The organism is Halobaculum rubrum (assembly GCF_019880225.1).
Lineage (GTDB): Archaea > Halobacteriota > Halobacteria > Halobacteriales > Haloferacaceae > Halobaculum > Halobaculum rubrum.
The window spans coordinates 226,813-248,309 of sequence record NZ_CP082284.1; the positions used below are offsets into that span (position 1 = coordinate 226,813).

Consider the following 21,497-nt stretch of genomic DNA (forward strand, 5'->3'; position numbering starts at 1 on the left):
CCCCGGTCGCCCGCGAGGGCGCGGCACACCGAGGCGCCGCGCGTGAATGCGGGCGACACGCGTCCCCGTGGATGGTCGGTTGTCGTCGGTTCCCGGCGGTTGACCGGAGGTCGTCGGGTTCCAACGGTCGTCGGCGATGCCGCGGGTTTGAAGCCCGGGCGGTCGGACCCGCGAGTATGGTCGACATCGACGAGCGCGAGGAGCGCCTGGAGCGCTTCCTCGCCGAGGAGGGGTACGAGGCGGCCTGGTTCGCGCGACCCAACGCGTTCGCGTGGCTCACCGGCGGCGACAACTGGGTCGACGCGAGTGCCGACGTGGGCGACGCCGCCGCGGGCTACCTCGGCGACGGCGAGTGGACAGTCGTCACGAACAACATCGAGGCCGCGCGGCTGGCCGCCGAGGAACTCCCCGCGGAGCTGTCGATGTCCGTCGTCGCCGACGACTGGTACGAGGCCTCCCTGGCGGAATCGGTCGCCACGCGTTCGCCGACGCCCGCGGCGGCGGACTTCGACGTCCCCGGGCTCGACTCGGTCGACCCCACACGGCTGCGCCTGCGGCTCGGCGACGACGACCTCGCGTCGTACCGCGACCTCGGCCGGGAGGTCGCGCTGGCGGTCGAGACGGTGTGTCGGGAGCTGCAGCCGGGCGACACCGAACACGAGGTCGCCGCAGGACTGCGAATTTCGCTGGCCGGCCGGAACATCGACGCGCCGGTCGTGCTCGTCGGCGGGAGCGAGCGCGCGCCCGAGTACCGCCATCCGACCCCGACCGACGCCGCCCTGGGCGAGTACGCGCTCGTGATCGTCACCGCCCGGCGGGGCGGGCTGCACGCCTCCTGCACCCGGACCGTCGCGTTCGACCCGCCCGAGTGGCTCGAGGACCGGCACCGCGCGGCCCAGCGTGTGGAGACACGCGCGCTCGCGGCGACCCGCGAGGCCGCCGGGCGCGAGGATGGCACCGCGGGCGACGTGTTCGCGGCGATCCGGGAGGCGTACACGGAGGAGGGATACGACGGCGAGTGGCGCGAACACCACCAGGGCGGCGCGACGGGGTACGCCGGCCGCGAGTGGTTCGCGACCCCCGGCAGCGACGCGCCCGTCGCGAACGGGGCCGCCTACGCGTGGAACCCGACCGTACAGGGAGCGAAAAGCGAGGACACCGTCTACGTCGCCGACGACTCCGTCGAGGTGCTCACCGACTCGGGGCGCTGGCCGACCGACACCGTCGAGGTCGACGGGCTTAGCTTGCAGCGGCCGGCGATCCTGGAGAACTGACCCGCCGAACTGCGTACCGGACCGGAACCGGAGTTCCTCGCCGAGCCGAGGAACAACCTTCATGTTGCGCGGCCATGAGACGCCGACATGAGTTGGCACGGCGTCGACGCGGTCGACGACGCGATCGACGTGACCCGCGAGTTCCTCTTTCCCTTCAGCCTCGGACGGTGGATCAGAATGGTGGTCGTGAGCCTGTTCACCGGCGGCGGCAGCGCCGGCGGACAGGTCGTCAGCAACGCCGGCAACTTCGGCGCACGCCTCGCCGGCGTCGGCGGGGTTTCCGGACCATCCAGCGGGGCGAGCGCGCTGGCGGCGCTGCTGGTCTCGGTCCCGGCGCTCTCGGTGGGCGCGCTCGCACTCGGCGGCCCCGTCCTCCAAGCCGAGGGCGTCCCACAGCCGGGCGCGCTCGGCGCGCTCGGGATCGCCGCCCTCGTCGTGGTCGCCGTGATCGCGTTGCTCGCGGTCCTCCTCTCGCCGGTGTTCGAGTTCGTTCTCGTCGACGCCATCGCCCGCGACGACCTCCGCCTCCTGCGGGACGTCGGCAGCCACCTGACGAACGGGCTCCGGCTGCTCGGCTTCCGGATCGGGCTGTTCGCCGCGTTCGTCGTTCCTCCCGCGGCCGTGGTCGCCGCGATCGTCCTCAGCGGCACCCGCGTCGAACCGCTGGCCGGGCGACCGCTGCTCCTCGCCGGAGTGGCGATCGTTGCGATCGCGTACGTCGTCGCGTACGCGTTGATCGACCGGTTCACCGTCGAGTTCGTCGTCCCGGCGATGGTCGCCGACGGCGGCGGCGTCATCGACGGCTGGCGGCGCGTGTGGCCGTGCCTGCGGAGCCAGCCCGGACAGACGATCGTCTATCTCGTGATGCACGTGCTCGTCGGGATCGGCATCTCGATCGTCTCCGTTGTGCTGCTGCTGATCGGACTGCTCGCGGTCGGTGCCGGGGCGGCCGGGATCGGCTTCGGGGTCGGGACGATCTCCAGCGGCGCCGCGTCGACCGATCTCGGGGTCGGTCTGGGCCTGCTTGCCGGCGTCGCCGTCGGTATTCCGGTGTTCATCGTGTGTGTTCTGCTCCCGGTTCAGGTGCTCACGGTGACGTACCGGCGCTCCTACGAGATCGCCGCGCTCGGTCGGTTCGGCGAGAACCTGGATCTCATCGGGCGCTATCGTGACGGCGACGGTGACGACGACGACGGCGACGATATCGCCGCCGCGATCCGGGACGACGGGAGCGACGGCGACGACACAGCGGCTCTCGGCGCCGATGGCGACGCCGTCACCGGCGACAACGACTCGCCCGCGGACGAGGAGTTCGGCGGGTTCGTGCCCGCGTCGTCAACTGTGGCGGCCGAGGAGGACGAGGCTGTCGAGGAGGACGAGGCGGTCGAGGAGGACGAGGCGGTCGAGGAGGACGAGGCGGTCGAGGAGGACGAGGCTGTCGAGGAGGACGAGGCGGTCGAGGAGGACGATCGGGACGAACCGAACCACGGCGACGACACGGAACGCCGCGAGTAAGGGGAACTCGGCGTCGAGTTGCGGTTTCGGGCCCGGGCACTCGGGGGTGTCGGCTCGGTAGGTTTTTCCCCGATCCTGCGGTCCCGACAGTATGGGACTAGACGACGACGCACGGGAGTACCACCGGTCGGATCCTCCCGGGAAGATCGAGATCTCGACGACGAAGCCGACGAACACCCAGCGTGACCTCTCGCTGGCGTACTCGCCGGGCGTGGCCGCGCCGTGTCTCGACATCGACGAGGACCCCGAGCGCGCGTTCGAGTACACCGCGAAGGGGAACATGGTCGGGGTCGTCTCGAACGGGTCGGCCGTGCTCGGACTCGGCGACATCGGCGCCCAGGCTTCCAAGCCCGTGATGGAGGGGAAGGGCGTCCTGTTCAAGCGGTTCGCCGACATCGACGTGTTCGACATCGAACTCGACGAGGACGACCCCGACGAGATCGTCCGCTCGGTCGCGGCGATGGAGCCGACGTTCGGCGGGATCAACCTCGAGGACATCAAGGCGCCCGAGTGCTTCGAGATCGAGGAGCGCCTCCGCGAACGGATGGACATCCCCGTGTTCCACGACGACCAACACGGCACCGCGATCATCTCCGGGGCCGGGCTGCTCAACGCCGCCGACATCGTCGACAAGGACCTCTCGGAGCTGGATATCGTCTTCTCCGGTGCGGGCGCCTCCGCCATCGCGAGCGCGAAGTTCTACGTCTCGCTCGGGGCGGACCCGGACAACATCACGATGTGTGACTCCTCGGGGATCATCACCGAGGAGCGCGCGGCCGCCGGCGACGTGAACGACTACAAGGCGCAGTTCGCCAGCGAGGGCGAGGGCGGCGACCTCGCGGACGCCATCGAGGGCGCGGACGTGTTCGTCGGCCTGTCGGTCGGTGGGATCGTCAGCCAGGAGATGGTCCGCTCGATGGCCGACGATCCGGTCATCTTCGCGATGGCGAACCCCGACCCCGAGATCACCTACGAGGACGCCAAGGACGCCCGTGACGACACCGTCATCATGGGGACGGGCCGGTCGGACTACCCCAATCAGGTGAACAACGTCCTCGGGTTCCCGTTCCTGTTCCGGGGCGCGCTCGACGTTCGCGCGACCGACATCAACGAGGACATGAAGCGCGCGGCCGCCGAGGCGCTCGCGGAGCTGGCGCGTCAGGACGTCCCGGACGCGGTCGTGAAGGCGTACGGCGACCAGCCGCTGAAGTACGGCCCGGAGTACGTCATCCCGAAGCCGCTGGACCCGCGCGTCCTCTTCGAGGTCGCGCCCGCGGTCGCGAAGGCGGCCATGGAGTCGGGCTGTGCCCGTACGGAGGTCGACACCGACGTGTACGCCGAACAACTCGAGGCCCGCCTCGGCAAGAGCCGCGAGATGATGCGCGTCGTCCTGAACAAGGCGCGCTCGGAGCCAAAGCGCGTCGCGCTCGCGGAGGGGACCGACGAGAAGATGATCCGCGCGGCCTACCAGATGGCCGAGCAGGGCATCGCCGACCCGGTGTTGCTGGGGGACCGCGACACGATCGAGTCCACCACCGCCCACCTCGGGCTGGAGTTCGACCCCGAGGTCGTCGACCCTGACGGGGACAGCAAGGCCGACGTGTACGCCGACCGCCTCCACGAACTCCGCAGGCGCAAGGGAGTCACCCGGTCGGAAGCGGACGAACTGCTCCGCCGTGACACGAACTACTTCGGCAGCGTGATGGTCGAACGCGGCGACGCCGACGCGCTCCTCACGGGCCTGACACACCACTACCCGAGCGCGCTCCGGCCGCCGCTGCAGGTCATCGGCACCGCCGACGACGCAGAGTACGTCGCCGGCGTGTACATGCTCACGTTCAAGAACCGCGTCGTGTTCTGCGCCGACACCACGGTGAATCAGTCCCCCGACGCCGAGGTGCTCGCCGAGGTGACGAAACACACCGCGAAGCTGGCGCGTCGGTTCAACGTCGAGCCGCGCGCGGCGATGCTGTCGTACTCCAACTTCGGCTCCGTCGACAACCCCGGGACACGCAAGCCCCGGGAGGCGGTCGACCGGCTCCACGACGACCCCGAGGTCGACTTCCCGGTCGACGGGGAGATGCAGGCCGACACCGCCGTCGTCGAGGACATCCTCGAGGACACGTACGACTTCTCGACGCTCGACGGTCCCGCGAACGTCCTCGTGTTCCCGAACCTCGAGGCCGGCAACATCGGCTACAAGCTGCTCCAGCGTCTCGGCGGCGCCGAGGCCATCGGGCCGATGCTCGTCGGGATGGACCAGCCCGTCCACGTGATGCAGCGCGGCGACGAGGTCAAGGACATCGTCAACCTCGCCGGCGTCGCCGTCGTCGACGCACAGAGCGAGACGGAGTAGTCAGTCCCGCTGCCGGCCGATTCAGGCGGGCGACTATCCCGCTGTCCCTCGTCATCGCGCGGACGGTGACCGAGCCGACAGGCCGAAGCGTCCGGGGCTCGAGCGTGTGCGCCACAGTACCCCAGCATATAAGGAGTCGTCTCACATCGTTCCTGCTATGTCTGATCAAGACACGAGCAGACGGCGGTTCCTCCAAGCGGCGGGTTCGGCGACTGCGGCCGTCGCGCTCGCCGGCTGTTCCGGCGGCGGCGACTCGACGCCGACCGACGAGGCGACCGAGACCAGCGGGGGCGGCATGGAGACGACGAGCGAGCCGGAGGAGACGACCGAGCGCCCCGAGCCGGACACTCGTGACGGCTTCCTCCAGCGCGCCAACCGCCACACCCACGAGCAGGCGCCGTGGGTGTTCCTCCACCGCCAGTACTCCGTGTACGGGCAGTCCTCCGACATCGAGTGGCAGCCCCGGACCGACGAGCGTGTGTCGGCGTACGCCATCGAGCCGGCGACCGACGCCGGCGACGACGTCGTGATGACGCAGTCGCAGATGGACTCCGGGCTCGACCCGCAGGACCACCGCGAGACGCCGACCGACAACATCGTCCTGCAGGCGTACGAGGGGCTGCTCGAGCGCGATCGCGAGGGCGCCATCGTCGAGACGCTGGCGACCGACTACCAGCGCCTCGACGAGACGACGGTCCAGTTCACCGTCCGTGACAACGTCTCGTTCCACTCGGGCGACTCGCTCACTCCCGAGGACGTCGCCTACTCGATCAACCGGATCGTCAAGTCGGACGTGGGCATCGAGTCGCCGCAGGTCGACCAGCTCCTGGGCGTCGAGGGTGCCGAAGTCGCCTCCTCCGACGACCGCACGGTGAACGTGAACCTCTCGGGGCTCAACCCGATCGTGTTCGCCTCGTTCGCGACCTACTGCGACGTGATGAACAAGTCGTGGGTCGAGAGCAACGACCAGGCGTACATCAACCAGAACATGGAGGGGACCGGTCCGTTCGTGCTCTCCAACTACGAGCAGGGCGTCGAGGTCGCCTTCCAGCGGAACAACGACTACTGGGACGAGCCGGCGGCCATCTCGACGTTCACGATCAACTCCGCGTCCGAGTCCTCGACGCGCGTGAACCGGCTCCTCAGCGGCGAGACCGACATCGCGGTCAACGTTCCACCCCAGGAGGTCTCCCGGGTCGAGAACAGCGAGGACGCGTCGATCTCGGCGGTGCCGTCGACGCGCGTCATCTTCAACGCGATGCGCTACGACGTGGAGCCGTTCGACTCGCCGACGTTCCGGCAGGCGGTCAACTACGCGGTCGACCTCGACTCCATCATCGAGAACGTCCTGCAGACGTTCGGCTCGGCGACCGGCCAGCCGACCCTCGAGGGCTTCTTCGGTCACAACGAGGACCTCGACCCGTACCCGCAGGACCTCGACCGCGCCGAGCAGCTCGTCGAGGAGTCCGGCTACGCCGGCGCCGAGATCGAGCTCGTGACGCCGATCGGTCGGTACCTCAAGGACGTCGAGATCGCCCAGGCGGTCGCCTCGCAGGTCGACGAGATCCCGAACGTCTCGGCGACCGCGCGACAGGTCGAGTTCTCGACGCTCGTCAGTCAGGTGACGACGGGCAACATCGAGGACAAGCCCCCGTGGTACCTGCTCGGGTGGGGGAACGCGACGTTCGACGCGATCCAGACGATCCAGCCGCTCCTCGCGAGCGACGGGGCGCTGACCTCGTACAAGAACGACGAGCTCGATCGGCTGCTCGACGAGGCGCAGAGCCTCCCGAGCGAGAGCAACTAGGCCGTCATGGGCTACGGTCGATTTCTTCTCAAGCGCGGCGTGCAGGGAGTGGGTGTCGTCTGGGGAGTCGTGACTGTCGTCTTCGTCCTCCGATTCATCACGCCGGGGTCGCCGATCGACACGGTGGCGCCGCTGGACGCCAGTCAGGAGACGCGCCAGCGGATCGCCGAGGAGCTGGGACTGAACCAGCCGCTGTACGTCCAGTATCTGGATTACCTCTGGGAACTCCTCCAGGGAAACATGGGGTACTCGTACATCTCGAGCATCCCGGCATCGGTGCAGGTGTTCCAGAAGCTCCCGGCGACCCTGGAGCTCGCGGTCGCCGCGAGCGTCGTGGCGGTCGTCATCTCGATTCCGTTGGGGGTCATCTCGGCGACGCGGCGCCACGAGCCGGCCGACTACGCCGCCACGACGTTCTCGCTGCTCGGCATCTCGACGCCGAACTTCTGGCTGGGGATCATGCTCGTGCTCGTGTTCGCGGTGGAGCTCAACGTCTTCCCGACCAGCGGTCGGGCGTACGGCTTCATGGAGTCGCTCGCGGCGATCACCGGCCCGGAGCCGTTCTTCACGGTCGTGACGGCGTGGCTCGCCTCGCTGTTCCTCCCGGCGATCACGCTGGGGACGTACTTCACGGCGCTCATCACTCGACTGGTCCGCTCCGGGATGCTCGACGAGCTGTCGGAGGGGTACGTCCGCGCGACGCGAGCGAAGGGGCTTCCCGAGTCCCTCGTCCGATACAAGCACGTCCTCCGCAACACGCTCGTTCCGGTGGTGACCGTCCTCGGGCTCCAGCTCGGGACGCTCATCGGCGGAGCGGTGATCACGGAGGCCGTCTTCGCGTGGCCCGGACTGGGCTCGGAGATCATCCGCGCGATCAACGCGCGCGACTGGCCGATCCTGCAGGGGAGCCTCATCGTTATCGGGACCGGGTTCGTCCTCTTGAACATCGTCGTCGACGCGCTGTACGCGTATCTCGACCCGCGGGTGATCGCTGAATGAAGATCGGACCGATATCGATCTCCCCACGTACCATCCGGAACCTCCGCAAGGAGTTCCGGTCGTCCGGACTCGCGCGGATCGGCGTGGTGCTCGTGGTCGTGATCGTACTCGCGGCGGCGTTCGCCCCCATGATCGCCCCGCACAACCCCCGAACCCAGGATCTGGACCGGGCGCAGCTCCCGCCGCTTGGGTTCACCGATACCGAACAACAGACCCGGACCGAGATGGTGAACGGGAGTGTCCAGACCGTGACTGAGAACGTCACGGTGAACGCGACCGCTCAGCACCCATTGGGGACCAACTCGCTGGGACAGGACATCCTTTCGCGGGCGATATACGGCGCCCGGACGTCGCTGCTCGTCGGGTTCTTCGGCACGGTGCTCGCTGCGCTGTTGGGCGTCACCGTCGGGCTGACCGCGGGGTACTACCGCGGCCGAATCGACGACGCGCTGATGCGCACCGCCGACGTGTCGCTGGCGTTCCCGTCGCTCGTGCTGGCGATCGCGTTGATCGGGCTGTTCAGCCGCTTCCAAGCCGACGTGGCGGTCGCGATCACCGACCCGCTCGTGACCACCGGCGTGGCCGGCGCGTTCCGCGACGCGGTCGGGCTACCGACACCGATGCCGGAGGCGTTCGTGTTGCCGACGGTCGTCATCCTGGTCGTCGGGTTCGTCAACTGGGTGTGGTTCGCCCGCATCGCGCGCGGCGAGGCGCTCTCGGTCCGCGAGGAGGAGTACGTGAAAGCCGCGCGGGCGCTCGGCGCCAGCGACGTGCGGATCGTGTTCCGGCACGTCCTTCCGAACTCGATCACGCCGATCCTCGTGTTGGCGACCATCCAGGTCGCCGCGATCATCCTGTTGGAGTCGGCACTGTCGTTCCTCGGTTTCTCGGGGACGACGCTCTCGTGGGGTTTCGACATTGCGCAAGGACGCGACTACCTCTCGTCGTCGTGGTGGATCGCAACCGTGCCCGGGATCGCGATCGTGCTCTCGGTCATCGGCATCAACCTCGTGGGTGACTGGCTCCGCGACGCGCTCGATCCGGGTATCGAGGGCGAGGGGGGGATGTAGATGAGCGAGACAGCCTCCACGGAGTCCACCGGCGCCCCCGACGAGCACGGTGCCCCGGAGGGCCACCCGGACGACGTGCTCCGGGTTCGGAACCTCTCTACGCGCTTCTTCACCGAAGAGGGGCAGATCAACGCCGTCGAGTCGGTCGACTTCACCGTTCGTGACGGCGAGGTGTACGGTATCGTCGGCGAGTCCGGCTCCGGGAAGTCGGTGGCGGCGCTGTCGCTCATCGACCTCGTCGACTCGCCGGGGCGGATCACCTCCGGCGAGGTGTGGTACCGCGACGCCGACCTCGCGGACGAGTTCCGGGACGAGCTGCCCGAGGCCGTGGACGGCGACCTCGTCGACACGCGTCGGCTACCCGAGGGCGTCCGCCGCGCGCTGCGCGGGCCGGCGTTCTCGATGGTGTTCCAGGACCCGATGTCCTCGCTGAACCCCTCGATCACCGTCGGCGAACAGATCGCCGAGGCCGTGGAGGTGCAGCGACGCGCCCGCGCGAACCCGCGAAGCACGCGCTCGCGGACACAGGGGTACGGGATGGGACGACTCATCGCCGACACGCTGCTGCCGAACCGCGGATACACCTCCGAGTCGAGCATGAACCGGGCGATCGAGCTGCTCGAACAGGTCGGCATCCCCGACCCCGCCGATCGCGCCCACGAGTACCCCCACCAGTTCTCCGGCGGGATGCTCCAGCGCGCGATGATCGCGCAGGCGCTTGCCGGGGAACCGGACGTGCTGATCGCCGACGAGCCGACGACCGCCCTCGACGTGACGATCCAAGCGCAGATCCTCAACCTCCTGCGCGACCTGCAGGAGGAGCAGGACACCTCCGTCGTGATGATCACCCACGATCTGGGCGTCATCGCCCGGATGTGCAACCGCGTGGGCGTCATGTACGCGGGGCAGATCGTCGAGCGGGGAACGCTCGCGGACGTGTTCGACTCGCCCGTCCATCCGTACACCGAGGGACTCATCGGCTCGATCCCGGACCTCGACGATCCGGACCCTCGGCTCCAGCCGATCGGGGGGAACGTCCCCTCGCTGTTGGACGAGGAGATGGGCGGCCGGTGTTTCTTCGCCGACCGCTGTCCGAAGGCGATGGCCGATTGCCTTCAACCGATCCCCGAGTACGACGCGGAACCCGGAACCGACGACCACGCCGTTCGCTGCGTGCTCGCACAACGGGAGTTCAGCGAGGCGGACGCGCTCCCGCCGGATCACTTCGACCGCAACGAGGAGGTGCGCGGCGATGAGTGAGTCCCCGCCCGGAGACCCGCTGCTCGAGGTCCACGGCCTGCGGAAGTACTACTACGAGAACGACTCGCTGTTCGATCGACTGCTCGGCCGGGACCCGTCCAGCGTGAAGGCCGTCGACGGCGTCGATCTGGAGGTGTACCCCGGGGAGACGCTCGGCGTCGTCGGCGAGTCCGGCTGCGGGAAGTCGACGACGGGCGAGACGCTCCTCAGACTGCGCGAGGCCACCGACGGCACCGTCCGCTTCGACGGCGAGGACGTCATGGAGATGGCCGGGGACGAACTGACGCGCTTCCGCAAGCGCGCGGGTATCGTCTTCCAGGACCCGTTCTCCAGCCTCGACCCGCGGATGACCGTCGGCGACATCGTGGGCGAGGGGTTGAAGATCCACGACATGCCCGAGGAGTCGCCGGACGACGGCCGCTCAAAGCGGGAATGGCGCCGCGACCGCGCGAAGGAACTGCTCGAACGCGTCGGCCTCTCGGCCGACCAGATCGATCGGTACCCACACGAGTTCTCCGGCGGGCAGCGCCAGCGCGTCGGCATCGCGCGCGCGCTCGCTCTCGACCCGGAGTTCATCGTGCTCGACGAGCCGGTCTCCGCGCTCGACGTGAGCGTGCAAGCGCAGATCCTGAACCTCCTGGAGGACCTCCAGGAGGACTTCGGGCTGACGTACCTGTTCATCGCCCACGACCTCTCGGTCGTGCGGCACATCTGCGACCGCGTCGCCGTGATGTACCTCGGCGAGGTGGTCGAGACCGGCCCGACCGACGACATCTTCGAGTCGCCGAAACACCCCTACACGAAGGCGCTGTTGGAGTCGGTTCCGCGCGCGTCCGTCGAGGAACAGGGGCGCCGCGTCGACGCGCTCCCGGGGGACGTTCCCTCGCCGCGGAACCCGCCGTCGGGCTGTCACTTCCGGACGCGCTGTCCGAAGGTGATCCAGCCGGCGACCGTCGACGTCCCGCAAGAGCAGTATCGCGGGATCATGAACCTCCGCGACCGCCTCGAACGCCAGGGGTTCACCGCCGACTCCGTCTGGGAGACGCTCGAAAGCGAGCACGACGGCGAGGACTTCGAGCGGAACACCGTCGTGTTCAAGGAAGCGATGCGCGAGGAGTTCGACCTCGCGGGACTGTCGGGCGCGACCATGGACACCGTCGAGGACGCCCTCGAGATCCTCGCGAACGGCCGCGAGACGGAAGCCGCGGACCGGCTTCGGGACGCGTTCGCCTCGCCGTGTGAGGAGGAAGAGCCCATCCTGACCGGGGGCGAGCACGCGGCAGCGTGCCACCTCTTCGCCGACGAGGAGTACGACCGCGACCTCGACCCCACAGACATCGGGAGTGCGATGGGCGGGATGCCGGCGCCCGATCAGTCGCCGACAGCCACCGGCGACGTGGACGACGAGCCCGATCTCGACAGCGTCGACACCGCCACCGAGTCGGACGCCGACGACACCGCCGAGCCGGATACCGACGACAGCCAGTAGGACCGCGACCGGGGGGCTCTCTTCGTTCCAGAACGGCGAATATCGACGGTCTGATCGTTCGATCCCCCGTCGACCCGCCTTCGCGTGTCGGCCACGATCGGGCGAACGGACGACCAACGCCCGACGCATCTGCCATCGCCGGGGTGGTCGAGTCGCCCGAATGAACGGTCGGTTACGAACGGGCTTCCGAGCGCCACGGTCGTCGTCGCGACCGGCTGTCCCGACGGCGGGTCGTGATCCGGCTGGATCCAGCGCCAGACAGCGGTGCGAGTGCCGGATGTTCCTACGGATTCGATCCGACGAGAAAAAGATTCAGCGGGCGTAATGAACCGTTTAGCCTATTCTCGGGGAGTCGTGAAACGTCGTCGTAACCTCTCGACGAGACGATGAACGGTTCGAATCCGCCCGAATGCTCTTAATACTATATGTGGTCGGGGATCCATCGGATCAGTGTACGATGACCCCCTCCAATCCCCTCCGCTCCGTCGCCGGTCTCCGGGACGCGGTGCCGGCATCGTCGAGACTGAAAGACGCCCTTACCGAATCCACGGGCACCGGTCGGACGCTCGCGGTCGAGCCGGTGCGCGCGCTCGCCTTCTACGCCGCGATCGTCCTCCCGTTCGTCTACCTCCCGCTCCTCGCGAACGGCGTCACGACCGAACAGCTCTCCGTCCTCGTCGGTCTGTTGCTGGCGAATGCGGCCGCACTGGTGCTCGGCCACGGACACGGCTCGGCATAACTCGCCGCGCCTCTCGGTCTCTTCCCCGCACCTCTTCGCCCGACGAACCACGACCCCGGAGCTCGCCAGGGTGACCACTCGGGTTCACAGTGGGCAAGAGCCACGGTACACAGCGCCCGTCGTCGGTGGGGCGCTATGGCCGGCTTCCTCGATCGACCGTCCGACAGTATCGCGGATCAGTACTGTCAGACCCTCGGAAGTGACCTCGTGAGCGGCGCAGCTCTCTACGGAGAGATAGTGCTATGTCTTGCGATCACAGCGTAAGAAGCGGATGGGTTGGGGCGGATTTGAACCGCCGGCCTCCTCCATGTCAAGGAGGTGTCATAACCGGACTAGACTACCAACCCGACCGGTCGTTCCTCGCATCCAACGATTCCGCAGGGACGTAATTAAGGCTTCCGAAAGGGTGCCGATCCGGGGCGCCGTCCCACGGTTTCTCTCCTCACCCGCCGCTGACCGGCGGGAACAGCGCGAGTTCGTCGCCGGCGTCGACCGGGGTGTCGAGCCCCTCGGCCGCTCGGACGTCTCGACCGTTTCTGAGCAGGTTGATGTGTCCCCGGAGGTCGCCGCCCTCGTCGAGCACGCGGGCCGCGAGCGCGGGGTACGCGTCCAACAGCGCGTCCAGCGCCTCCCCGACCGTCTCGGCGTCGGCCCCCTCCACCTCCGGCTCGGACTCGCCGGCCGCCTCGGCGAGATCGGCGAACAGCTTCCAGTGCATATCTCCCCGTCCCTGTCGGGCGGGCAAGAGCGTTGCGCCGTCGACTCAGTCGTCGTCGGTGTTCGGGCCGTCCGTCGTCCGTGACGTGCCGCCGTCGGTCCCGGCGCCCGCGTCGGTGGGGTCGGTCCCGGCGTCCCCACCGGCGCCGGCCCCGCGTCGCTCCAGCTCCCGGATCGCCTCGGGGCGCGCGATCACGTACACCGTCTCGCCCGCGGAGAACGTCCGGCCGCGCGGCGGGATCGGCTCGATCGAGCCGTCGATGCCCTCGACGGCGACGACCGATCCCCGCACCGCCCCGACACGCGTGCCGTCGAGCACGCTCCGCTCTCCGACGGTGACGACCGCCATCGTCTCGTCGGCGACCCGGAGGATCGACGCGAACTCCCGGTCCGCGCGCGCCTCGGCGGGCATCGTCACCAGTCGATAGCTGCCGTCGGCGTGGAACTCATCGGCGTCCGACTCGTCGACCGCGAGCGTCACCACGTCGCCGGCCGTCGCGCGCAGTTCCGCGGTTGCGACCCGTCTCGGGGCGGGGTCGTCTCCGTCATCGGCTCCCGTTTCCGCCGCCGCAGAGTCCGTCACAGCCGGGACTGTCGGGTCCCTCGGGCTCGCCTCCGCCGCGACCGATCCGTCCGATATGGAGCCCGCCGAGTCGCTCGGTTCTGACCCCGCCGGTGTGGATGCCGCAGACGTATCGGGGACTCGCCACACCTGAACGACGTCGCCCGGGCCCGCGCCGTTGGGCGGGTCGGCGCGGATCGCGACCGCACACGCACCCGGCCCGAGCGTCGGGCCGATGCCGGCGACGCGGCGACCGACGCCGAGGTATGTCACGTCCCCGCCGTCGAACTCGGCGTCGACGTGGCCGACGCCGTACTCCTGCTTCAGTCGCGTCAGGAACGCGTCGCGCAGTTCCCCGTCCGAGAGCCGTCGCGGGAACAACAGCGTCTCCCCGGAGAGGCGCTCCTTGGTCGCCTCGTCGACGGGGTCGTAGCCGTCGATGTCGGCGATCTCCTCGGGGAGCTCGACGCTCCGGATCCGGCCGACCGTCCGCGCGAACCTGCTCAACTCGCCGTCGACGCGCTCGCCGCCCGCGACGGCCGTCACGTTCGTCGCGAAGTGGTCGCCGACTCGGCGACCGATCGGCGCCGTCCCCGCGGCCACGAGGAGGCTCACGACGTTCCGGATGACCGTCATCGGCGCGAACGGGTCCGTCGTGACGACGCCCGCGACGGGGAGGACGGACGCGAACAGTCCGACCGTGTTGAGATACACCGCGACCGTCGCCGTCCCGAGCAGCGTAGTCAGTCCCCGCGGAACCGGCTCGTTGACGTACCACCGGTACGCCGCCGCGCCGAGGGCGGCGACGAGAAACGAGGCGACCGCGAAGCCGACGAGCCGCGGGGCGTTCACGAGCTCGAGCACCTCGGACACGGACTGAAGCGGCGGGGCCGTCCGGAGCGGCCGGTTGGCCCGAACCGGCGAGATCCCGGCCTCCGTGAGGCGCCCGATGGCAGCCGGGATCACGCCGCCACCTCGCGACCGAATCGGTCGAGGGCGTCCCGCGTCCCGACGACGACGAGGTCGGCGCCGGCCTCCGGCCTGACGTCGCCGTCGGGTCCGAGGCGCCACCGTCCGGCGCTGCGAACCGCGAGGACGGCCACGCCGTACTCGTCGCGGACCGCCGCCTCCCGAAGGCTGTGTCCGTCGAGGGGCCCGTCGGCCCGGACGCTGAACCGACGGAACCGCTTGCCCGCCCGGCGGAGCAGTGCGATGAGTTCGAACTCGCGTCTCGTCCCCCGCGAGCGCACGGCCAACCGCCGCACGTCGGCGTCGAGGAGCCGAGGCGCGGCCGACCGGTCGACCGCGAGCGTGAGGCGACCGTCGCCGCCGGTCGTCGTCGGGGAGGGCGCCGGCGGCGCGTCCGTGCCGCCGTCGGCCGCCGTCGCGGGCGTCTCATCCGGCGTAGCGCCGTCGGTGCGGGCGGCGACGACGGTGCCGTCGACGGCGTCGCCGTCGGCCGTGACGACGGTTATCTCGTCGCCCCGGGCGACTCCTGTCGGGAGCAACACCGACACGGAGACGGCGCGCTTGCCGTCCGGAATGCGGCTCGAGACGCCGGCCAACGGCGGCGCGGCGGCGACGGTCGCCCGTCCCCGCTCGTCGAGGTGGACGGTCACCTCGGCGAGGTCGTGCTCCGAGCGGAGGCGCTCGGCAACGGCCGCCTCCAGTTCGCTCAGCGGGAGGTCGGCCGGGAAGTCGTCGGCGAAGGCGCGAACCTCCGCCCGGAGGTCGGCGGGGAGCGCGGGGTAGCCCTCGATGTCGCCCACGTCGCCTGCGACCGAGACCGTCACTCGTCCGCGTCCCGCGGTCAAGTCGATCGCGTCCGTGGAGAGCGTCCGCTCCGTCAGCTGTCTGAGCGTGAGTCGCTTGGGGAGCGACGCGCCCATCGCGTCGCCTTTGGAGTGGGCGTACAGCGAGATCATCAGCACGACGATGATCGCGATCAGCAGCGCGGTGCCGTTGGCGGAGTTCCGGATCGTCTGATCGTTGAGGGCGAGGAGGCCGCCGTTGACGCCGGCGACCGCCAGCGCGAGGACGACGACACCGAAGCCGGGGATCGACACCCCGGTGAAGTACTTGAACGTGAATCCGAGCGCCCACGAGACCAGCCCGGGGACGATCCCCGTGAGCAGGCCGAGATACAGCCCGAGCAGGAGCTGGATCGGGAGCGAGGAGGCGGGCATAGGTTGTCGCTGACGCCCGTCGTACAAATCCCTGCCGGCGTGAGATCTCCTGTCGGGTCGTGGCCCGGTCGGATGGTGTCGCATCGCTTATCACCGGCCGAGTGAACGTCGGGGCATGGACGGCTGGCGCGATCGGGTCGGCGGTCGGATCGCCGTGACGCTCGTGACGGTCGCGGCGCTGCTGTCTGTCGTCGCCGGCATCGGGGGTATCGTCACCCGACCCACGAGACGGCTCTCGATCGTCGCTGCGCTCCCCGACGATGCAGTGATTCTCGCCGGCTTCACCGGCGCTATCACGGGGTTTCTCCTCCTCGTTGCGGCGTACGGACTCCGGCGCGGACTCCGTGCTGCGTGGATCGCGGCGGTCGTGCTGCTCCCGCTGACGGCGATCCAGGGGCTCGTCGGCTCGACCGTCGCGGGGCCGGTGCTGCTCGCGCTCTCGCTGGCGGCCCTGCTCGCGCTCGCGCTCAACCGGCGACTGTTCGCCACGGAGATCGACCTCTCGCCGACACAGTGGGCCTCGCTGTCGGCGCTGGTCGGCTCGCTCGGCTACTCGACCGCCGGCGCGTTCGCGTTGGACGACCAGTTCACCGGCGTCTCGACGATCACCGACGCGGTGTACTTCTCGGTCGTCACCGCATCGACCGTCGGCTACGGCGACGTGACGCCGGCGACGCCGCTGGCGAAGTGGTTCGCCATGTCGGCGCTCGTGCTCAACGTCGCCGCCTTCGCGATCGCGCTCGGCGTGCTCATCACACCGGCCATCGAAGCCCGCCTCACGAACGCTCTCGGACGCATGACAGACACAGACATCGACCTGCTCGCCGACCACGTCATCGTGCTCGGCTACGGCGAACTGACCGAACCGATCGTCGACGAACTGATCGCCGCGGACGTGGAGTTCCTCGTGATAACGCCCGACGAGGGGGCCGCACGTTTGCTCCACGAGGAGGACGGTGTCCACGTGCTCACTGCCGACCCGTCCGGCGAGGAGCCGCTGGAGCGCGCAAAGATCGGCGACGCCCGCGCGGTCGTCGCCGCGACGAACAACGACGCTGAGGACGCGCTCGCGATCCTCACGGCCCGACAGCTCAGCCCGGACGCGACGATCGTCGCCGCCGCGACCGACCGCGAGAACGTGAACAAGCTGAAGCGCGCGGGCGCCGACACGGTCATCTCGCCGGCGACGATCGGCGGACATCTCCTCGTCGAGTCCGCGCTGGGCGGAGAAGACTCCGAGGCGGTCGCTCGACAGCTGCTCGACGAGGAGTGACGCGTCCGGCCGGCGGGGACGGGCATCCCCGAGGTCACGCCGCGGCCAAGGCGGCGAGTAACTCCTCGACGACGGCGACGTCATCGGTCCAAAGGCCCGTGTACCCGTCCGACTCCTCCCTCGCCACGAGTCCGCACGCCTGCGCCTCGTCGCCCCCGTCGAACGCGAGGGCCCAGAACCGGTCGAGGTCGCCGTCGCCGGTGGCGTGGTACGTGACGCCCGGTATCGTCGGCGGCTCCCAGTCGTCGGCCCCGTACACGTGGACGGCGAGGTCGGTGTCGGCCGCGAGGTGACGGTACGCGTCGACCTGCGGTCGGAACGCCGAGAACCGCTGAAAGCTCGCGCGAAGGGTTCCCGTACCGACCCGATAGGCGCGGTCCTCGATCTCCCGACTCACCGCGCGTAGCGCCCCGCGCCGCATCGACGTGAACAGCGTGTCGTCGAACAGCTCGAAGATCGCTCGATACCCCGGGGACACCTCGTCCCGTTCGCCGGGGCGGACGATCGGCGGAGCGAACAGCCCCTCCAGCTCCGCGGCGCCGATCACCCCGGCGAACTCGCCGTCGGTCTCGATGTGGACGAACGGGTCCGGCCCGGTCGGCGGGAGCTCGCGGACCGCGTACTCGACGCCGTGTGCGGCGAACAGCGACTCGACTTCGATCGGCTCGTCGCCCCGATACACGACGATCGCGTGCTCTCGGTTCCGGGCTCTCGTGAGCAGGGAGTCGAGCATGTCACGACCGCGGTGACGACTCTGCGGCGACGCTTCGGTCGAGAAGCTCTTCGACCGCCGGGTCCAGCGGGCGCGGCGAAGCGGCTCCGTCTCCTCGGTCGTAGTCCACCAGCCCGACGGCGTCGAGGTGTGGGAGATGCACGTGCGTCAGTGCGGCCAGCAGCCGATCCCGGTCACTCGGGGTTTTCATCGTGCCGGTGTCCGCGGCATCGTACCCACACAGCAGCGTCGCGAGTTCCTCGACGGACGTTTCATCCGAACCCGTGTCTCGAAGTATCGCCAGCACCCGCCGTCGTTGTCTCGACGCGAACGCGCGATAGAGCGCATCGTCCGCCAGCGTCACGGTCGCGTCCGCCTGTTCCTCCTCACCGTGTCTGTCGGCGCGCGTCGTGTCGTTCATCGTACTATTTCGAATGTTGATTCTACTCTATCATAACGTCTTCGACGGGGCCGTGTCGGGCGTCGAGCCGGGAGCTCGAACCGCTCGGCGACGGCGATGCAACCCGGATCCGCCGACGCGGCGACGGGTGATGCCCCCGACCGACAACCACGCGCTGCCGTCGAACGCTACAGCGACGCGACCGAATCGAGCGCGATGTCGATGGCGCGTCCGACGTTGTTCTTCGCCTTCTCGGGGAGTTCGTCCTCGGAGTCGGCGCCCTTCTGGGTTCCGGCGACGAGGTTGCCGTCGGCGGTACAGATGGCCCCTGCGTTCATGCCGCGGCGGCGCGCCAGCGAGAACACGGCCGACGCCTCCATCTCGATCGCGAGCAGCCCCGCCTCCTCCCAGTCGGCGACGTACTCGTCGGACTCGTTGTAGAAGGCGTCGTCGGAGACGATCGGCCCCACGTGAACGTCCTCGTCGTTCGCCTCGGCCGCGTCGACGAGCGCCGTAAGCGTGTCGTAGTCGGGGACGGCGGGGTACGTCTCGGACTCGTAGCGCTTGCTCGTCCCCTCCTCCTTCGCGGAGCCGGTGGCGACGACCATGTCGCCGATCTCCACGTCGGTCTGGAGGCCGCCGCAGGTGCCGACGCGGATCACCGTCTCGACGCCGACGTTGTGGAGCTCCTCGATGGCGATGGCGGCGGAGGGACAGCCGATCCCCGTCGAGCAGATCGTGAGGTCGACGCCGTCGTAGGTCGCGTTGACGATCCGGTACTCGCGGTTCTCGGCGACGAGTTCGGAGTCGTCGCAGTGGTCGGCGATGCGGTCGACGCGATCCGGGTTGCCCGGGATCAGCGCGATCTCGTGAACGTCGCCCTCGTCGACGAGCAGGTGGGGCTGGTTGGCCATACGATCGCTCGCCCCGCGCTCAGCAAAAACCCCGCGAAGCGCCGGCGCGGCGGCGACAGCGTAGTTCGTCGCCGTCGATCGTGGCCTCGGTCGGTCGCGTCGCTCACGGGTCGCGTCGCTCACGGGTCGCGTCGCTCCCCGTTCGACTCGCGGTCTCCCTCCGGTCGACCGCGCGTCGCTCCCCGTTCGCATCGAGGCCTCCCGTCGGTCGGCCTCACACCGCTCACTCTCTCGGCCACGCAGGTAGCGCAATCCCTTTCCCCCGCTCAATCGAACGGCGGGGTATGAGTGTCCTCGACGATGACGTGCTGGAGAAGTACCGCGAGGCGGGCGAGATCCTGACGACGGTGATGGGCGAGACGCGCGAGCTGGTCGAGCCGGGCGCGACGCACCTCGAAGTCGCCGAGTACGCGGAGGAGCGCATCCGCGAGGAGGGCGCCGGACTCGCGTTCCCGGTGAACGTCTCGATCGACGAGGAGGCGAGCCACGCGACCCCCGAGCGCGACGACGGAACCGTCTTCGGCGAAGACGTGGTCTGTCTCGACATGGGCGTCCACGTCGACGGCTACATCGCCGACTCGGCGGTGACCGTCGACCTCGCGGGCGAGACCGAACTCGTCGAGGCCGCCGAGCAGGCGCTGGAGGCGGCCGTCGACGCCGCGGGGCCGGGCGTCCCGGTCGGCGAGATCGGCGCCGAGATCGAGGACGTGATCGAGGCGTACGGCTACACCCCGGTGTACAACCTCTCGGGCCACGGGGTCGAACGGTACGACGCGCACACGGGACCGAACGTCCCCAACCGGGGCGTCGACCGCTCCGTGGAACTGGAGCCGGGGCAGGTCGTCGCCATCGAGCCGTTCGCCACCACCGGCAGCGGGAAAGTCGGCGAGGGCAACGACGAGGAGATCTTCGAGCTGACCCAGGACGTGTCGGTGCGCAACCGCACGGCCCGGCAGACGCTGGAGCAGGTGCGGGAGTTCGACGGCCTCCCCTTCGCCGCGCGGTGGCTCGACTCCTCGCGCGACGAGATGGCGCTGCGTCGGCTCGTCCAGCAGGACGCCGTCAAGGGGTACCCCGTGCTGAAAGAGCAGGACGGCGAACTGATCAGTCAGGCCGAACACACGCTCGTCGTCACCGAGGACGGGATCGAGGTGACGACCACGGGCCTGTTCTCCTGAGACAGTCGAGGGATCCGTCGTGAGGAGTCGCCACGAACGGGCGTCGGGAACGGGCGGCGAGTAGTCGGTCCCGGCTCGGCTCTCCGGTCCGGTGGGACGGTCGATCGATGCGGACGGTCGGTGCTACGCGTTGTTCATCCGGGTCGCGGTCTCGACCCCACACTCGTTGCAGGTGGTGATGCGGTAGGGTTCGCGGGAGAACTCCGCGTTTTCCTCCTTCTGACTCTCCGTGCGGATCTCCACCCGCACGCCGTGGGTCGTCTTTCCTCCGCACGTCACGCAGCGCTCTGTGACGTGGTCGGAGACGGAGGGTTGGGTCGCCATGCAGTAGGGTACGACGCTAACCCCGATAAAGGTGTCACGTTGGGTATAAAACCTTCGCCCGGCAGCCGCGAGCGCGGCGGCCGCCTGCCCTCCGCCCGCGCTCACTGGGTTCTAAGAGCCGCGCGGGTGACCGCCCGGTATGGATCAGGTGTTCGCGCCGTGGCGGATCGAGTGGGTCGACCGGGACGCCGACGAGGACGCGATCGACGGCTGTCCGTTCTGCGTGCTTCCCGAGCGCGGGAACGACCGCGACTCCCGGATCGTCGCCCGCAGCGAGCGCGCGTTCGTCCTGCTCAACAACTACCCGTACAACCCGGGCCACGTCATGGTGATCCCGCGGGTCCACGAGGGGGAGTTCCCCGCCCTCGACGACGCGACGCTGTTGGATCACGCCCGCCTGAAGCAGCGGACGATGCGCGCACTCGAGGACGCGCTCGGCCCGGACGGACTCAACGCCGGGATGAACCTCGGCGGCGACGCCGCCGGCGGCTCCATCGACGACCACCTCCACACCCACGTCGTCCCGCGGTGGGGCGGCGACACGAACTTCATGCCGGTCATCTCGGACACGAAGGTGATCGTCGAGGCGCTCGAGGACACCTGGGAGCGCCTCCGGGACGCCCTCGCCGAGCAGGAGGGCGCCCGCGCCGGCGACGACGACGAGGCGGTGCGGTTCGCGTTCGAGTAGGCCGGCGGGTTCGCCACCACCGGGAGGAGTTCAC

Annotated in this window: 19 protein-coding genes and 1 tRNA gene; 12 read left to right on the forward strand and 8 right to left on the reverse strand. The window is 69.4% G+C overall.

Going from position 1 to position 21,497, the window contains the following annotated elements:
* Positions 1 to 176: 176 nt before the first annotated feature.
* The 9 genes from K6T25_RS01205 (at position 177) to K6T25_RS01245 (ending at position 12,509) form a co-directional block, all read left to right on the forward strand.
* The gene (locus K6T25_RS01205; protein WP_222915865.1) at positions 177 to 1,274 is read left to right on the forward strand and encodes a M24 family metallopeptidase; all 1,098 of its coding nucleotides are present in this window, start codon (positions 177 to 179) and stop codon (positions 1,272 to 1,274) included.
* Positions 1,275 to 1,361: 87 nt separating this feature from the next.
* Positions 1,362 to 2,789, forward strand: coding sequence for a DUF7544 domain-containing protein (locus K6T25_RS01210; RefSeq protein ID WP_222915867.1), 1,428 nt, complete (start codon positions 1,362 to 1,364; stop codon positions 2,787 to 2,789).
* Positions 2,790 to 2,880: 91 nt separating this feature from the next.
* The gene (locus K6T25_RS01215) at positions 2,881 to 5,145 is read left to right on the forward strand and encodes an NADP-dependent malic enzyme (protein WP_222915869.1); all 2,265 of its coding nucleotides are present in this window, start codon (positions 2,881 to 2,883) and stop codon (positions 5,143 to 5,145) included.
* Between the two features lie 157 nt (positions 5,146 to 5,302).
* Positions 5,303 to 6,952, forward strand: a complete 1,650-nt coding sequence (locus K6T25_RS01220; RefSeq protein ID WP_222915871.1) for an ABC transporter substrate-binding protein — start codon at positions 5,303 to 5,305, stop codon at positions 6,950 to 6,952.
* Positions 6,953 to 6,958: 6 nt separating this feature from the next.
* Positions 6,959 to 7,951 (forward strand): ABC transporter permease, encoded by a 993-nt coding sequence (locus tag K6T25_RS01225; protein WP_222915873.1) that lies wholly within the window; start codon positions 6,959 to 6,961, stop codon positions 7,949 to 7,951.
* Positions 7,948 to 9,021 carry an ABC transporter permease gene (locus K6T25_RS01230; protein WP_222915875.1) on the forward strand — a complete coding sequence of 358 codons (1,074 nt, stop codon included), beginning with the start codon at positions 7,948 to 7,950 and terminating at the stop codon, positions 9,019 to 9,021. The genes K6T25_RS01225 and K6T25_RS01230 overlap by 4 nt, the downstream gene beginning before the upstream one ends.
* Positions 9,022 to 10,281, forward strand: a complete 1,260-nt coding sequence (locus tag K6T25_RS01235) for an ABC transporter ATP-binding protein (RefSeq protein WP_222915876.1) — start codon at positions 9,022 to 9,024, stop codon at positions 10,279 to 10,281.
* Positions 10,274 to 11,770, forward strand: coding sequence for an ABC transporter ATP-binding protein (locus K6T25_RS01240; protein WP_222915877.1), 1,497 nt, complete (start codon positions 10,274 to 10,276; stop codon positions 11,768 to 11,770). Before K6T25_RS01235 ends, K6T25_RS01240 begins: the two co-directional genes overlap by 8 nt.
* A gap of 457 nt (positions 11,771 to 12,227) precedes the next feature.
* Positions 12,228 to 12,509 (forward strand): DUF8028 family protein, encoded by a 282-nt coding sequence (locus K6T25_RS01245; RefSeq protein ID WP_222915878.1) that lies wholly within the window; start codon positions 12,228 to 12,230, stop codon positions 12,507 to 12,509.
* Between the two features lie 272 nt (positions 12,510 to 12,781).
* Here the strand turns inward: K6T25_RS01245 and K6T25_RS01250 are convergent.
* The 4 genes from K6T25_RS01250 to K6T25_RS01265 all read right to left on the reverse strand — a co-directional run bounded on the left by K6T25_RS01250 (position 12,782) and on the right by K6T25_RS01265 (position 15,974).
* Positions 12,782 to 12,856: transfer RNA gene (locus K6T25_RS01250), tRNA-Val, on the reverse strand.
* A gap of 95 nt (positions 12,857 to 12,951) precedes the next feature.
* Positions 12,952 to 13,227, reverse strand: coding sequence for a ubiquitin-like small modifier protein 1 (locus K6T25_RS01255; protein WP_222915879.1), 276 nt, complete (start codon positions 13,225 to 13,227; stop codon positions 12,952 to 12,954).
* A 45-nt stretch (positions 13,228 to 13,272) separates the two neighbouring features.
* Entirely contained in the window at positions 13,273 to 14,754 is a 1,482-nt protein-coding gene (locus K6T25_RS01260; RefSeq protein WP_222915880.1) for a DUF8167 domain-containing protein, read from the reverse strand.
* Positions 14,751 to 15,974, reverse strand: coding sequence for a potassium channel family protein (locus tag K6T25_RS01265; protein WP_222915882.1), 1,224 nt, complete (start codon positions 15,972 to 15,974; stop codon positions 14,751 to 14,753). The genes K6T25_RS01260 and K6T25_RS01265 overlap by 4 nt, the downstream gene beginning before the upstream one ends.
* Positions 15,975 to 16,089: 115 nt before the next feature.
* On the opposite strand from K6T25_RS01265, the gene K6T25_RS01270 reads away from it, so the two are divergent.
* Positions 16,090 to 17,247: an NAD-binding protein gene (locus K6T25_RS01270; protein ID WP_222915883.1), complete on the forward strand. Its 1,158-nt coding sequence runs from the start codon at positions 16,090 to 16,092 to the stop codon at positions 17,245 to 17,247.
* 34 nt (positions 17,248 to 17,281) lie between these two features.
* Here the strand turns inward: K6T25_RS01270 and K6T25_RS01275 are convergent, their stop codons facing one another.
* From K6T25_RS01275 to K6T25_RS01285, 3 genes are all read right to left on the reverse strand, one after another.
* Complete coding sequence (locus K6T25_RS01275) at positions 17,282 to 17,980, reverse strand: DICT sensory domain-containing protein (protein WP_222915884.1); 699 nt, start codon at positions 17,978 to 17,980, stop codon at positions 17,282 to 17,284.
* 1 nt (position 17,981) lies between these two features.
* Entirely contained in the window at positions 17,982 to 18,380 is a 399-nt protein-coding gene (locus K6T25_RS01280; protein ID WP_222915885.1) for a DUF7344 domain-containing protein, read from the reverse strand.
* Between the two features lie 167 nt (positions 18,381 to 18,547).
* Entirely contained in the window at positions 18,548 to 19,273 is a 726-nt protein-coding gene (locus tag K6T25_RS01285; RefSeq protein WP_222915886.1) for a guanosine phosphorylase, read from the reverse strand.
* Positions 19,274 to 19,557: 284 nt separating this feature from the next.
* On the opposite strand from K6T25_RS01285, the gene map reads away from it, so the two are divergent.
* Positions 19,558 to 20,451 carry a type II methionyl aminopeptidase gene (map, locus tag K6T25_RS01290; RefSeq protein WP_222915887.1) on the forward strand — a complete coding sequence of 298 codons (894 nt, stop codon included), beginning with the start codon at positions 19,558 to 19,560 and terminating at the stop codon, positions 20,449 to 20,451.
* A gap of 123 nt (positions 20,452 to 20,574) precedes the next feature.
* Here map and K6T25_RS01295 read toward each other — a convergent pair whose 3' ends face one another.
* Positions 20,575 to 20,775, reverse strand: a complete 201-nt coding sequence (locus K6T25_RS01295; protein WP_222915888.1) for a DUF7835 family putative zinc beta-ribbon protein — start codon at positions 20,773 to 20,775, stop codon at positions 20,575 to 20,577.
* A 139-nt stretch (positions 20,776 to 20,914) separates the two neighbouring features.
* Between K6T25_RS01295 and K6T25_RS01300 the strand changes: the two genes are divergently transcribed.
* Complete coding sequence (locus tag K6T25_RS01300) at positions 20,915 to 21,463, forward strand: HIT family protein (protein WP_222915889.1); 549 nt, start codon at positions 20,915 to 20,917, stop codon at positions 21,461 to 21,463.
* The last annotated feature ends 34 nt before the right edge of the window (positions 21,464 to 21,497 follow it).

Coding starts and splice junctions, on each gene's coding strand:
- K6T25_RS01230 (WP_222915875.1), top strand. CDS start 7,948: ATGAAGATCGGACCGATATCGATCTCCCCACGTACCATCCGGAACCTC.
- K6T25_RS01255 (WP_222915879.1), bottom strand. CDS start 13,227: ATGCACTGGAAGCTGTTCGCCGATCTCGCCGAGGCGGCCGGCGAGTCC.
- K6T25_RS01215 (WP_222915869.1), top strand. CDS start 2,881: ATGGGACTAGACGACGACGCACGGGAGTACCACCGGTCGGATCCTCCC.
- K6T25_RS01235 (WP_222915876.1), top strand. CDS start 9,022: ATGAGCGAGACAGCCTCCACGGAGTCCACCGGCGCCCCCGACGAGCAC.
- K6T25_RS01225 (WP_222915873.1), top strand. CDS start 6,959: ATGGGCTACGGTCGATTTCTTCTCAAGCGCGGCGTGCAGGGAGTGGGT.
- K6T25_RS01300 (WP_222915889.1), top strand. CDS start 20,915: ATGGATCAGGTGTTCGCGCCGTGGCGGATCGAGTGGGTCGACCGGGAC.
- K6T25_RS01210 (WP_222915867.1), top strand. CDS start 1,362: ATGAGTTGGCACGGCGTCGACGCGGTCGACGACGCGATCGACGTGACC.
- K6T25_RS01285 (WP_222915886.1), bottom strand. CDS start 19,273: ATGGCCAACCAGCCCCACCTGCTCGTCGACGAGGGCGACGTTCACGAG.
- K6T25_RS01295 (WP_222915888.1), bottom strand. CDS start 20,775: ATGGCGACCCAACCCTCCGTCTCCGACCACGTCACAGAGCGCTGCGTG.
- K6T25_RS01275 (WP_222915884.1), bottom strand. CDS start 17,980: ATGCTCGACTCCCTGCTCACGAGAGCCCGGAACCGAGAGCACGCGATC.
- K6T25_RS01205 (WP_222915865.1), top strand. CDS start 177: ATGGTCGACATCGACGAGCGCGAGGAGCGCCTGGAGCGCTTCCTCGCC.
- K6T25_RS01245 (WP_222915878.1), top strand. CDS start 12,228: ATGACCCCCTCCAATCCCCTCCGCTCCGTCGCCGGTCTCCGGGACGCG.
- K6T25_RS01240 (WP_222915877.1), top strand. CDS start 10,274: ATGAGTGAGTCCCCGCCCGGAGACCCGCTGCTCGAGGTCCACGGCCTG.
- map (WP_222915887.1), top strand. CDS start 19,558: ATGAGTGTCCTCGACGATGACGTGCTGGAGAAGTACCGCGAGGCGGGC.
- K6T25_RS01280 (WP_222915885.1), bottom strand. CDS start 18,380: ATGAACGACACGACGCGCGCCGACAGACACGGTGAGGAGGAACAGGCG.
- K6T25_RS01220 (WP_222915871.1), top strand. CDS start 5,303: ATGTCTGATCAAGACACGAGCAGACGGCGGTTCCTCCAAGCGGCGGGT.
- K6T25_RS01265 (WP_222915882.1), bottom strand. CDS start 15,974: ATGCCCGCCTCCTCGCTCCCGATCCAGCTCCTGCTCGGGCTGTATCTC.
- K6T25_RS01270 (WP_222915883.1), top strand. CDS start 16,090: ATGGACGGCTGGCGCGATCGGGTCGGCGGTCGGATCGCCGTGACGCTC.